This window comes from Streptomyces sp. NPDC033131, from assembly GCF_055578365.1.
The window spans coordinates 104,615-118,007 of sequence record NZ_JBVIPA010000032.1; the positions used below are offsets into that span (position 1 = coordinate 104,615).

Here is a 13,393-nt window from a genome sequence, read left to right on the forward strand (position 1 = left end):
GCGGGGCAGCCTGACGTGAGGCGGGACGGTCCGGCGTGAGAAGCGGAGAGCGATGATCGACGCGTACGAGGATCCCGGCACGCCCGACTGTCGTGGCGGCGGCCGGTATCTGTGGTGGCTGGTGAGGTGCCAGCCGGGCCGGGCCGCCGCCGGTGCGCTGCTGGGCAGCACCTGGATGGTCCTGCTGGCGGCGACGCCGTATCTGATGGCCCGGGCGATCGACGACGGTCTGGAACCGGGCCGCATGGGTGCGCTGGCGGGCTGGAGCGTCGCCCTGTTCGCGGTGGGGTCGTTCAACGCCTGGCTGAGCATCATGCGGCACCGCACGATGACCCGGGTGCGGATGGACGCCAACTTCCGCACGGTCAAGGTCGTCGTCGGGCAGGCGGTCCGGCTGGGCGCCGCGCTGCCTGGGCGGGCGGGTGCCGGGGAGGTCGTCACGATCGGTGTGGGCGACGTGCAGACGATCGCCCAGTCCCTGACCGTCGTCGGGCCCGGGGTGGGCGCGGTCGTCGCCTATCTGGTGGTCGCCGGGCTGCTGCTGTCGGTGTCGACGCTCATCGCCGTGGTGGTGCTGCTCGGCATCCCGGTGATCGTCCTTCTCGTCGGGCCGCTGCTCACCCGCCTCCAGGGCACCGAGACGGAGTACCGCGAGCGGCAGGGCGTGCTCACCGCCCGGATCGCCGACCTCGCGGGCGGGCTGCGGGTCCTCAACGGCCTGGGCGGCAAGGGGCTGTTCGCCGACGCCTTCCACCGTGACTCGCAGCGGCTGCGGTCCCAGGGCTACCGGGTCGGGGCGGTGACCAGCTGGGTGCAGGCACTCGGCGTGGGACTGCCGACGCTGTTCATGGCCGTCGTGACCTGGCTGGCGGCCCGGCTCGCCGCCCAAGGTGCCATCACCGTCGGCGAGTTGGTGTCGGTGTACGGCTATGTGGCGGTCCTGGTGGGGCCGGTGGCGTTCTGGGTGGAGTGCGGCTACCAGATCAGTCGCGGTCTGGTGGCGGCCCGGCGGGTCGTACGGTTCCTGCGCCTGGAGCCGATGGCGGACACCGGCATCCGCGACGCGCCCGCGGAGCCCTCCGTGCTGTACGACCCGGTGTCGGGCGTGCGGGTGCTGCCGGGGCGGCTGACCGCGCTGGCCGGCGCCCGCCCCGCCGACACCGCGGCCGTGCTCGACCGCCTCGGCCGGTACGTCCCGTCGGCGGCGACCTGGGGCGGGGTACCCCTCGACGAGATCGCGCTGGCGCAGGTCAGACAGCGGATCCTGGTCGCCGACCACGAGGCCGACCTGTTCGCGGGCACCCTGCGCGAGCTGGTCGGCGGCGGGGACGAGCAGCGCATCGGGCGGGCCGTGCACACGGCCGTCGCCGACGACATCGTGCAGGGTCTGCCGGACGGGCTCGACTCGGCGATCGACGCGCAGGGCCGCAACCTGTCCGGCGGCCAGCGCCAGCGCGTGCGGCTGGTCCGGGCGCTGCTCGCCGACCCCGAGATGCTGCTGGCCGTCGAGCCGACCTCGGCGCTGGACGCCCACACCGAGGCGCGGGTGGCCGAGCGGCTGGGGGCCGCGCGCGAGGGCCGTACGACGGTGGTCACCACCACGTCCCCGCTGGTGCTGGACCACGCGGACACCGTGCTCCACCTGGTCGACGGCAAGGTCTCGGCCACCGGCAGCCACCGCGAGCTGCTGGACCGGGAGCCGGGATACCGGGCGCTGGTGGCACGGGACGCGGCCATCACCGACAGCACGGACACCGCGGACGCCATGGACACCGCGGACACCACAGACGCCGAGGAGGCCGTACGGTGACCGGCTCGACTTCTGCCGGGCCGCTGCCCGTCGCCGGACCCGCCGACGTGCGGCGGGCCTCCGTGCGGCTGGTGAAGGCCGACCGGCGGGCCTTCGCGGCCGCACTCGCGCTGAACGCGCTGGCCGCTGTCGCCGGGCTCGCCGGTCCGTGGCTGCTGGGGCGGATCATCGACGACGTGCGGGGCGGGGGCGGGGTGTCGGCCGTGGACCGGCTGGCGCCGGCCCTGCTGGTGTGCGCGGTGGCGGAGTTGCTGCTGGCCCGGTGGGCGCGGTACGTCGGGCACCGGTTCGGGGAGCGGACGCTGGCGCGGGTGCGCGAGGAGTTCGTGGACCGGACACTGGCGCTGCCCGCGTCGGTGGTGGAGCGGGCCGGCACCGGCGATCTGACCGCGCGCGGCACGGCCGACGTGGCCACCGTCGGCACCACGCTGCGCGACGCCGGCCCCGAACTGCTCATCAACGGTGTGCAGTTCCTGTTCGCGCTGGTCGCGGTGTTCGTCATCGACCCGCTGCTCGGCGCGGTCGGCGTGCTGGGCCTGACGCCGATCTGGTTCGCCCTGCGCTGGTATCTGCGCCGGGCGCGGGACGGCTATCTGGCGGAGGGGGCGGCCAACTCGGAGGTCGCCGAGGTCGTCGCGGCGACCGCGTCGGGCGCGCGCACCGTCGAGGCGCTTCGCCTGGAGGAGCGGCGGATCAGGGCGAGCCGAAGGGCCCTGGAGACGTCCCGCCGCACCCGTTTCCACACCCTCCACCTGCGCACGGTGTTCTTCCCGGCGGTGGAGGTGTCGTACCTGATCCCGGTGGCCGGGGTGCTGGTGATCGGCGGGATGCTGCACGCGGACGGCGCGATGAGCCTGGGCGCGGTGGTGACGGCGGCGCTGTACCTGCGGCAGATGAGCGATCCCCTGGACCAGATCCTGATCCGGGTGGAGCAACTGCAGAGCAGCGGCGCCTCGTTCGCCCGCGTGGAGGGGCTGGCCCGGGCCCCGCGCTCCGACGCGGCCGACGCCCCCGTCCCGGCGGACGACCTGATCGAGGTGACCGGCGTGCGCTACGCCTACGACCGGGGCGGCGAGGTTCTGCGGGGCGTGGACCTGACCGTGCGCCCCGGGGAACGGCTCGCGGTCGTCGGGCCCTCGGGCGCCGGCAAGACCACTTTGAGCCGACTGCTGGCGGGCGTGGACGCGCCCGCCACCGGCACGGTGACGGTGGGCGGGGTGCCGGTCGTCGGCCTCGGCCCCGAACAGCTGCGCCGCCAGGTCGTCCTGGTCACCCAGGAGCACCACGTCTTCCTCGGCACGGTCCGCGACAACCTCCTGATCGCCGAACCCGCCGCGACGGACGAGGATTTGTGGGCCGCGCTGGCGGCGGTCGGCGCGGACACCTGGGTACGGGAGCTGCCCGACGGCCTCGACACCACGCTGGGCGAGGGCGGTTGCCGTACGGACGGCTCCCAGGCCCAGCAACTCGCCCTTGCCCGGGTCGTCCTGGCCGACCCGCACACCCTGATCCTCGACGAGGCCACGGCCCTGCTCGACCCGACCACCGCCCGTCACACCGAGCGCGCCCTGGCCGCCGTACTCGAAGGCCGTACGGTCATCGCCATCGCCCACCGCCTGCACACCGCCCACGACGCGGACCGCGTGGCGGTCATGGAGGACGGCCTGCTGACCGAACTCGGCACGCACGAGGAACTGGTGGCGGCCGAGGGGGCGTACGCGGCGCTGTGGGGGTCGTGGCACGGGGACCGGCCGACTTCCCCGGAGACCTCCGCCTGACCCCATCCAGTCCGTATACCGAACATGAATTTCCGGGCAACGGACGATTTCTGGCCAACTTCCTGACGCGCTCCTGACAGAAACCGTCATCTCCTGCGACTCTTCCCACGGCCGCTTCACAGCAACCCCACAGCGCGAACGTGTGGCGCGGCCGCACGTGGTTCTGCCGCACCGCCCTGTTCTGCCCGGACGGCCCACCCGCCGACCGGTCTCCCCTGGCCGTGCGATCCGCGGCCACGCAGAAGGAGTCAGTGTTGAGAGACAGTTCCTCCCACAGACGCACCTCCCACACCCCCACCACCACCCAGCGCAGGGTCGCCGCCGTGGCCCTCGTCGGCGTGTCCGCCCTGATCGCCGCGGCCGTCCAGTCGGGCGCCGCCACCGCAGCCCCGGAGAAGGCACCGTCGGCCGCGGGCAAGGTCATACCGGGCGCGGAGTCGGTCAAGCTGACCCCCGCCCAGCGCGCCGCGCTGCTCCGCACGGCCGAGGCCGCCAAGGCGAAGACCGCCGAGGAACTGGGCCTGGGCGCCAAGGAGAAGCTGGTCGTCCGTGACGTCCTCAAGGACGGCAACGGCACGATCCACACCCGCTACGAGCGCACCTACGACGGCCTGCCCGTCCTGGGCGGCGACCTGGTCGTGGAGAGCACGAAGGCCGACGCGACCGACGCCGTCGTCAAGGCCACCCGCGCCGCCATCAAGCCGGCGACCACGACGGCCAAGCAGTCCGCCGCCAAGGCCAGGACCCAGGCCGTCGCCGCGGCGAAGGCCGAGGACGCCAAGAGCCCCGAGGTCAACCGCGCCCCGCGCAAGGTGATCTGGGCGGCGGACGGCAAGCCGGCCCTCGCCTACGAGACGGTCGTCGGCGGCTTCCAGCACGACGGCACCCCGCAGGAGCTGCACGTCGTCACGGACGCGACGACCGGCGCGAAGCTGTACGAGTGGGAGGCCATCGAGACCGGCACCGGCAACACGGTGTACAGCGGCACGGTCACCCTCGGCACCACGCAGTCCGGGTCGGCCTTCAACCTCACCGACGGCGCGCGCGGCAACCACAAGACGTACAACCTCAACCGCGGCACCTCCGGCACCGGCACGCTGTTCTCCGGCCCGGACGACATCTGGGGCAACGGCACCCCCTCGAACCTGGAGTCGGCCGCCGCCGACGCCCACTACGGGGCCGCGCTGACCTGGGACTACTACAAGAACGTGCACGGCCGCAGCGGCATCCGCGGCGACGGTGTGGGCGCCTACTCCCGGGTCCACTACGGCAACAACTACGTCAACGCGTTCTGGTCCGACAGCTGCTTCTGCATGACGTACGGCGACGGCTCGGGCAACGCCAACCCGCTCACCTCGATCGACGTGGCCGCGCACGAGATGACCCACGGGCTCACCTCCAACACGGCGGGGCTCAACTACAGCGGCGAGTCCGGCGGTCTGAACGAGGCGACCTCCGACATCTTCGGCTCGACCGTCGAGTTCTACGCCAACAACTCCTCCGACGTAGGTGACTACCTCATCGGCGAGGAGATCGACATCAACGGCGACGGCACGCCGCTGCGCTACATGGACCGGCCGAGCCAGGACGGCTCGTCCAAGGACAGCTGGTACTCCGGCATCGGCTCGATCGACGTGCACTACTCCTCGGGCCCCGCGAACCACTTCTTCTACCTGCTGAGCGAGGGCAGCGGCACCAAGACCATCAACGGGGTCACCTACAACTCGCCCACCGCGGACGGTCTCGCGGTCACCGGCATCGGCCGGGACAAGGCGGAGAAGATCTGGTTCCGCGCGCTGACCACGAAGTTCACCTCGACCACCAACTACGCGGCTGCCCGCACCGGCACCCTCGCGGCGACGGGCGAGCTGTACGGCACCACGAGCGCCGAGTACAAGGCCGTGCAGGACGCCTGGGCGGGTGTCGCGGTCGGTGCCCGCTCGGACGGTGGCGGCGGAGGCGGTGGCGGCACCTCCTTCGAGAACGCGGCCGACGTATCGATTCCGGACAGCGGGGCGGCGGTCAACTCGTCGGTCACCGTGTCCGGGCGGACGGGCAACGCGCCGTCGAACCTCGCGGTGGCGGTCGACATCGTCCACACCTACATCGGTGACCTCCGGGTGCAGCTGATCGCCCCCGACGGCACGGCGTACACGCTGAAGGCGTACGGCACCGGCGGCAGCGCGGACAACCTCAACACCACCTACACGGTGAACGCCTCCTCCGAAGTCGCCAACGGGACCTGGCAGTTGAGGGTTCAGGACAACGCGGCCCAGGACACCGGGTACATCAACTCCTGGAAGCTCACCTTCCCGTAGCCCCGCACCCTCGGAGGGCCCAAGGCCCCTCCGAGGACAAGGACAGGGCGCCGCCCCGGTGGTTCGACTCCCCGGGGCGGCGCCCTCATTCACATGCCCGAAACATTTACCGGCCAGTCGACTTTCGGCCAACATCACCTGGAGGCATGACATGTACGCGGCACCAATGTCACTCTTCCCTCACCCGCCGCACAACTTCCCAGCAGCCCCCCACCGAAGGAGTTTGTGTGTCCTCCGTCTACGCGCGTCACAAGCGCACCACGCTGGCCATCGCCACCACCGTCGCCGCCGGCGCCCTGCTGGCCACCGGGCTCACCACCGTCAGCGCGTCCGCCCAGACCCCGGTGGACGCCGCCGGTGCCGCGAAGCCCCTCGCCGCCCCCACCACGCTCTCCCCGGCCGCGCGCACCGCGCTCATCCGGCAGCAGCAGGACACCGTGGCCGGCACCGCCCAGGAGATAGGCCTCGGCGCCAAGGAGAAGCTGGTCGTCAGAGACGTCGTCAAGGACGCCGACGGCACGGTCCACACCCGCTACGAGCGCACCTACGACGGCCTGCCCGTTCTCGGCGGCGACCTGGTCGTCCACGCGTCGAAGGCCGGCGCCACCCAGGGCGTCACCAAGGCGACGAAGGCCACCATCGAGGTCGCCTCGCTCAAGCCCGCGATCGCCGCGGCCAAGGCGGAGAAGCAGGCCCTGACCGCCGCCGAGTCGGCCGGCTCGGAGAAGACCGAGGCCGACGCGGCGCCCCGCAAGGTGATCTGGGCGGGCAACGGCAGCAGGCCGACCCTCGCCTACGAGACGGTCGTCGGCGGCCTCCAGGAGGACGGCACCCCGAACCAGCTGCACGTCATCACCGACGCGGCCACCGGCAAGAAGCTCTTCGAGTACCAGGGCATCGAGACCGGCAGCGGCAAGAGCCTCTACTCCGGCACCGTCACCCTCGGCACCTACCTGTCGGGCTCGACGTACCAGCTGTACGACACCGCGCGCGGCGGCCACAAGACGTACAACAAGGCGCACGGCACCAGCTCGTCGGCCGGCACCCTGTTCACCGACGCCGACGACATCTGGGGCACCGGCGTCGCCTCCAGCGCGACCACCGACCAGACCGCGGCCGTCGACGCCGCCTACGGCGCGCAGACGACCTGGGACTTCTACAAGAGCACCTTCGGCCGCAGCGGCATCAAGAACGACGGCAAGGCCGCCTACTCCCGCGTCCACTACGGCAACGCGTACGTCAACGCGTTCTGGGACGACAGCTGCTTCTGCATGACGTACGGCGACGGCGAGGGCAACACCCACCCGCTGACGTCACTGGACGTGGCCGGCCACGAGATGACGCACGGCGTCACGTCGAACACCGCGGGCCTGAACTACAGCGGGGAGTCCGGCGGCCTCAACGAGGCCACGTCCGACATCTTCGGCACGGCGGTCGAGTTCTACGCGGCGAACTCCAACGACGTCGGTGACTACCTCATCGGCGAGAAGATCGACATCAACGGCGACGGCACCCCGCTGCGCTACATGGACCGGCCCAGCAAGGACGGCGGTTCGGCCGACTCCTGGTCGTCGACGCTGAAGAACCTGGACGTGCACTACTCCTCCGGCCCGGCGAACCACTTCTTCTACCTGCTCAGCGAGGGCAGCGGCAGCAAGACCGTCAACGGCGTCAGCTACAACTCGCCGACCTCCAACGGCTCCACCGTCACCGGCATCGGACGCGCCAAGGCCGTCCAGATCTGGTACAAGGCGCTGACCGAGTACTTCACGTCGACCACCACGTACGCGGGCGCCCGCACCGGCACCCTGAGCGCGGCGTCGGCCCTGTACGGCTCCACGAGCACCGAGTACAAGGCGGTCGCGGCGGCCTGGTCGGCGGTCAACGTCGGCTGACGTTTCACCGGTCGAGACGGCGGCCCCCGGGACGAAGGCATCCCCGGGGGCCGCCCTACTCTTGGGTCCCATGCCCTTGACGGACTTCACGTACGACCACGTCGGCGCCACCCGGCAGGACGGCTTCTGCCCGCCCGGCTTCCACCTCCTGCACGTGCGCGCACGCATCGGCGAGGGGCGGGAGGTCTTCAGCAGAGCCTCCGAGGCGGTCCTCACCTGGGAGATGCACCGCGAGCTCGGCGTCGGCATCGACGCCGGCGCGGACCGCGCCGCCCCCGAGGTCGACGTCACCGTCACGCTCGCCGGGCTGATAAAAGCCCCCTGCCGCGTGGTCTGGACGGTCGAGGAACCCCGCCGCGCCGGCTGGGCGTACGGCACGCTGACCGGCCATCCCGAGAGCGGCGAGGAGTCCTTCGTCGTCGACCGCACCGGCGACGGCACGGTCTGGCTGACGATCTCCGCGTTCAGCCGGGGCGCCAAGTGGTACGCCCGCGCCGGCGGCCCGGCGACACGCGGGCTGCAGCACGCGTACGCGAAGCGGTGCGGCGCGGTGCTGCGACGGCTGTGCGCCCCGGTCGAGAAGATCTGAGCGGGCTCAGCGCAGCAGCACCCCCGCGGTCTCCACCACCTCCTCCGACGGCAGAGCCACGAGCCCCGGCTCCGCGCCGGACGCCAGCAGACGGTGGGCGGGCAGGACGCGGACCGTGTAGCCGTAGGGGCCCGTCCGGTCCAGGGACAGCGGGCCCTCGTACACCCACCGGCCCTCCGGATCCGGGCCGCCCACCGGTTTCAGGGGGACGGTCGTGGCGTCGGTGATGCGGTCCTCCTCGTCGACCCGGCCGGAGACCGCCTGCACCTCGACGTCCTCGGGCGCGAGCCCGCCGAGGCCGACGCGGACCCGCAGACCCAGGGTCGTGCCGAGTTCGGCGGTGGCGGTGGCCGCGGTCGTCTCGACGTGGTCGACGGTCACCCCGTGCCAGGCGGAGCGCAGCTTGGACTTCCACTCCGCCAGTTCGCGGGCGGCGTCGGGGACCATCGTGCGGTGGGCGTGCGCGGCCGGGGCGTAGAGCCGCTCGACGTACTCCCGGACCATGCGCCCGGCCAGCACCTTCGGGCCGAGCAGGGTGAGGGTCTGGCGGACCATCTCGATCCAGCGGTCGGGCAGCCCGCCCTGGCCGCGCTCGTAGAAGCGCGGGGTGACCCGCTGTTCGAGCAGGTCGTAGAGGGCGTCGGCCTCTATGGCGTCCCGCCGGTCGGCATCGGTGCCGACGCCGTCGGCGGTGGGGACCGCCCAGCCGAAGTCGGGCTGGAACCACTCGTCCCACCAGCCGTCCAGCACGGAGAGGTTGAGACAGCCGTTCAGCGCGGCCTTCATCCCGGACGTGCCGCACGCCTCCAGCGGCCGGAGCGGGTTGTTCAGCCAGATGTCGCAGCCCGGGTAGAGCTTCTGCGCCATCGCCATCCCGTAGTCGGGCAGGAACACGATCCGGTGCCGGACCCGCGGATCGTCCGAGAACCGCACCAGCTCCTGCACCAGCCGCTTGCCCCCGTCGTCCGCCGGGTGCGCCTTGCCCGCGACCACGATCTGGATCGGCCGCTCCGGGTGCAGCAGCAGGTCCATCAGCCGGTCGCGGTCGCGCAGCATCAGCGTCAGGCGCTTGTACGAGGGGACGCGCCGCGCGAACCCGATGGTGAGAACGTCCGGGTCGAGCACCCCGTCGATCCAGCCCAGCTCGGCCGTACCGGCACCGCGCTGCCGCCAGGACGCGCGCAGCCGCTCCCGCACCTCCGTCACCAGCTGCTCGCGCAGGTTGCGGCGCAGCTCCCAGATGTCCTGGTCGGCGATGTCCGCGACCGCGTCCCAGCGGTCCGAGCCGCCGACGGTCATGGCGTCCTCGGTGCGCTGGGCGCCGACCTGCCGGGCGCCGAGCCGGAAGACCTCCGGGGCGACCCAGGTCGGGGCGTGCACACCGTTGGTCACGGAGGTGATCGGCACCTCCTCGGCGTCGAATCCCGGCCACAGTCCCGAGAACATCTCCCGGCTGACCTTGCCGTGCAGCAGGGAGACGCCGTTGGCGCGCTGGGCCAGGCGCAGGCCCATCACGGCCATGTTGAAGAGGTTGGGTTCGCCGCCGGGGTAGGTCTCCATGCCCAGTTGCAGGACGCGCCCGACGTCGATGCGCGGGAGCTCCGCGTCGGGGCCGAAGTGGCGGGCGACCAGCTCACGGTCGAAGCGGTCGATGCCGGCCGGGACGGGGGTGTGGGTGGTGAAGACGGTTCCGGCCCGGACCGCTTCGAGAGCGGAGTCGAAGTCCAGACCTTCCGCGCACAGTTCGGCGATCCGCTCCAGGCCGAGGAAGCCGGCGTGGCCCTCGTTGGTGTGGAAGACCTCGGGCTCGGCGTGGCCGGTGAGCCGGCAGTACGTCCGTACGGCCCGCACTCCTCCTATGCCGAGCAGCATCTCCTGCAGCAGCCGGTGCTCGCTGCCGCCGCCGTAGAGCCGGTCGGTCACCCCGCGTTCGCCGAGGTCGTTCTCCTCGACGTCCGAGTCCAGCATCAGCAGCGGGACCCGCCCGACCTGGGCCAGCCAGATCCGGGCGTGCAGCTGTTTGCCGCCGGGCAGCGCCAGGGAGACCTGGGCAGGGGTGCCGTCGGGCTCCCTGAGCTGGGCGACGGGCAGCTCATTGGGGTCGAGGACCGGATAGTGCTCCTGCTGCCAGCCGTCCCGGGACAGGGACTGCCGGAAGTAGCCGTGCCGGTAGAGCAGCCCGACACCGATCAGCGGTACACCGAGATCGCTGGCCGCCTTCAGATGGTCGCCGGCGAGGATGCCGAGGCCGCCGGAGTACTGCGGCAGGGCGGCCGTGACGCCGAACTCGGGCGAGAAGTAGGCGACGGCGGCCGGCAGGTCGGCCGTCTGGGCCTGGTACCAGCGGGCGCCGGTGACGTAGTCGTGCAGATCGTCGGCGACCGCGGTGAGCCGGCGCAGGAAACGGCGGTCCTCTGCTAGTTCGGCGAGCCGCCCGGGCCGCACGCTGCCGAGCAGCCGTACCGGGTCGCCGCCCGAGGCGGACCAGCGCTCGGGGTCGACGGACTGGAAGAGATCGCGGGTCTCCGCATGCCACGACCAGCGCAGATTGCGCGCGAGGTCGCTCAGTGGCCGGAGGGGGTCGGGGAGCACGGGTCGGACGGTGAATCGACGGATCGCCTTCACATTCCACCTCAAGCGAGCACGAGGAAGAGGACGCACGGCGGTGTGCGTCCCATCGTCAGGTTCGAAGGTATCGGGCACGAGGCTTCCGTAACCACGGCGCCTTCCTGCGGGAACGGTTCCTGCCACCCTATGACTCCTGCACCCGATTTGGCCGATTCCACCCCCGTAGGCGTCCTTGTCGTCCTTCACACCGCACGAGAGGCTGCCAAGTGGCGTACGGCCCGGGGAGCCGCGCACGCGGTGCGTCCCGGCTGCCGTACGCCGTGTTGAGGAGGGGGTACCAAGCCATGGCACGGACGCGAGCACGGCGTCTGCGCCGGGTGGGGGGTCTGACCGCGGTGACCTGTGCCGCGGCGCTTTCGGCCATCACCCTGCCCGCGCACGCCGTACCGGAGGGGCGGATACTCGGCGCCGGGCAACCCGGTTCCGTCGGCGGAAGTTACCTGGTGACACTCGAGGGGGGAACGAAGGCCTCGTCGGCTGCCGGAAAGGACCTGGCCGAGAAATACGGGGCACAAATCAGCCATACCTACGGAACGGTGCTGAACGGCTACGCGGTGAAGGCGAACGAGAGACAGGCCGAGCTGCTCGCGGCCGACCCCCGTGTCGCCTCGGTCGCGCAGGACACCCGGGTGAGCCTGGACCACGTCCAGAAGAACCCGCCGTCCTGGGGCCTGGACCGCATCGACCAGCCGGACCTGCCGCTCGACAAGGGCTACACCTCGCCGGACTCCGCGGGGGCGGGCGTCACGGTCTACGTGATCGACACCGGCATCCGGACCGGCCACCGGGACTTCGGCGGCCGGGCGAGCCACGGCTGGGACTTCGTCGGCCGCGACAAGAGCGCGGGCGACGGCAACGGCCACGGCACCCATGTCGCCGGCACCGTCGCCGGCGCCAAGTACGGCGTCGCCAAGAAGGCCCGGGTGGTGGCCGTACGCGTCCTCGACAACGCGGGCGCGGGCACGACGGCGCAGGTCATCGCAGGCATCGACTGGGTCACCAGGAACGCGGTGAAGCCCGCGGTCGCCAACCTCAGCCTGGGCGGCCCCCGCAACGCCCAACTGGAAGCCGCCGTCCGGAACTCCATCGCGTCCGGCGTGACCTACACGGTCGCCGCGGGCAACGACGGCAGGCCGGCGTCGCTGTACTCCCCCGCGGGCGTACGGCAGGCGATCACGGTCGGCGCGACCGACCGGAAGGACGCCAGGGCGAGCTTCTCCAACCACGGCTCGGCCCTGGACGTGTTCGCGCCAGGCGTGTCGATCACGTCGGCGGCCATCGCGAGCAACACCGCGACCGCCACCGCCTCCGGTACGTCGATGGCGTCGCCGCACGCGGCGGGCGCGGCCGCGCTCTATCTCTCGGACCACCGGAAAGCCACTCCGGCCCAGGTCGGCAAGGCACTCGTCGCCCGGGCGGCAACCGGAAAGATCTCCGGACGGGGCCTCGGATCGCCGGACAAGCTGCTGCAGGTACCGCGCTGACCGGGACTGATTCCGGCACCGGCCCCGTTCGGCCTGAACGGGGCCGGTCTTTGTGTGGAGATATACGCGTGAGTAGTTAACAAAGTGCCGGATTGCCTACCCGAATAGGGTGGGAAGGCTCCTCCGGTACACCCCTCAGGAAGTCCACAGGGACACCACGCAGGACCCACCTCCCCACATTCATCCGCCCACCCACGTTGACGCGGACAGGAGCGGTCATGCCCGCCACGCACCACTCGTCAGCACCCCCGACACCGAGCACCGGGGCAGTACCCGTACGCCCGGTCGACGACGGTCCGCCGGCCCCGGAGCCACCCTCCACGGGCGACACCGCCGCCGGTATCGGACGCATACCCGTTCTCGACGTCCGCCCGGTCGTCCGGCACGGACGCAGGCCGGCCAAGGCCGTCACCGGCGAGACCTTCGAGATCTCGGCCACCGTCTTCCGCGAGGGGCACGATGCCGTCGCCGCCAATGTCGTGCTGAGGGATCCGGAGGGCCGCCCGGGCCCCTGGACGCCGATGCGCGAACTGACACCCGGCACCGACCGCTGGGGCGCCGAGGTCGCCCCCGGCGCCCCGGGCCAGTGGACGTACACCGTGGAGGCGTGGGGCGACCCCGTCACCACCTGGCGGCACCACGCCTCCATCAAGATCCCCGCGGGAATGGACACGGAACTCGTCCTGGAGGAGGGCGCCCGGCTGTACGAACGGGCAGCCGCCGGCGTCCCGAAGAAAGGCAAACGGCAGGTCCTCCTCACGGCCGTGGAGACCCTGCGCGACGACACCCGGCCCGCCGCGACGCGCCTGGCGGCGGCGTTGACGCCGGAGGTGGACGCGGTCCTGTCGCGGTATCCGCTGCGGGAGTTCGTGACCGCGTCGGAGACGCTGC

8 protein-coding genes are annotated in these 13,393 nt (G+C 71.9%); 7 read left to right on the forward strand and 1 reads right to left on the reverse strand.

Going from position 1 to position 13,393, the window contains the following annotated elements; translation table 11 throughout:
- The first annotated feature begins 52 nt into the window (after positions 1-52).
- From ACZ5XS_RS32670 to ACZ5XS_RS32690, 5 genes are all read left to right on the forward strand, one after another.
- Positions 53-1,810, forward strand: a complete 1,758-nt coding sequence (locus ACZ5XS_RS32670; RefSeq protein WP_468657437.1) for an ABC transporter ATP-binding protein — start codon at positions 53-55, stop codon at positions 1,808-1,810.
- A complete protein-coding gene (locus ACZ5XS_RS32675) occupies positions 1,807-3,588 on the forward strand; it encodes an ABC transporter ATP-binding protein (protein ID WP_468657439.1) in 1,782 nt (593 codons plus the stop codon). Before ACZ5XS_RS32670 ends, ACZ5XS_RS32675 begins: the two co-directional genes overlap by 4 nt.
- A gap of 254 nt (positions 3,589-3,842) precedes the next feature.
- Entirely contained in the window at positions 3,843-5,906 is a 2,064-nt protein-coding gene (locus ACZ5XS_RS32680) for a M4 family metallopeptidase (RefSeq protein ID WP_468657441.1), read from the forward strand.
- Positions 5,907-6,133: 227 nt separating this feature from the next.
- The gene (locus ACZ5XS_RS32685; protein ID WP_468657443.1) at positions 6,134-7,801 is read left to right on the forward strand and encodes a M4 family metallopeptidase; all 1,668 of its coding nucleotides are present in this window, start codon (positions 6,134-6,136) and stop codon (positions 7,799-7,801) included.
- A 70-nt stretch (positions 7,802-7,871) separates the two neighbouring features.
- Entirely contained in the window at positions 7,872-8,390 is a 519-nt protein-coding gene (locus tag ACZ5XS_RS32690; protein ID WP_468657445.1) for a DUF1990 family protein, read from the forward strand.
- Between the two features lie 6 nt (positions 8,391-8,396).
- Here ACZ5XS_RS32690 and ACZ5XS_RS32695 read toward each other — a convergent pair whose 3' ends face one another.
- Entirely contained in the window at positions 8,397-11,015 is a 2,619-nt protein-coding gene (locus ACZ5XS_RS32695) for a glycosyltransferase family 1 protein (RefSeq protein ID WP_468657447.1), read from the reverse strand.
- A gap of 287 nt (positions 11,016-11,302) precedes the next feature.
- Between ACZ5XS_RS32695 and ACZ5XS_RS32700 the strand changes: the two genes are divergently transcribed.
- Together ACZ5XS_RS32700 and ACZ5XS_RS32705 are read left to right on the forward strand one after the other, a co-directional pair.
- The gene (locus ACZ5XS_RS32700) at positions 11,303-12,502 is read left to right on the forward strand and encodes a S8 family peptidase (RefSeq protein ID WP_468657449.1); all 1,200 of its coding nucleotides are present in this window, start codon (positions 11,303-11,305) and stop codon (positions 12,500-12,502) included.
- 218 nt (positions 12,503-12,720) lie between these two features.
- Positions 12,721-13,393, forward strand: a 673-nt coding sequence (locus ACZ5XS_RS32705; protein ID WP_468657451.1) for a maltotransferase domain-containing protein, incomplete at its 3' end; no start/stop codon positions are given.

Excerpts from the sequence above, each read along its gene's own strand:
- ACZ5XS_RS32670 (WP_468657437.1), top strand. The coding sequence starts at position 53 with ATGATCGACGCGTACGAGGATCCCGGCACGCCCGACTGTCGTGGCGGC.
- ACZ5XS_RS32700 (WP_468657449.1), top strand. The coding sequence starts at position 11,303 with ATGGCACGGACGCGAGCACGGCGTCTGCGCCGGGTGGGGGGTCTGACC.
- ACZ5XS_RS32690 (WP_468657445.1), top strand. The coding sequence starts at position 7,872 with ATGCCCTTGACGGACTTCACGTACGACCACGTCGGCGCCACCCGGCAG.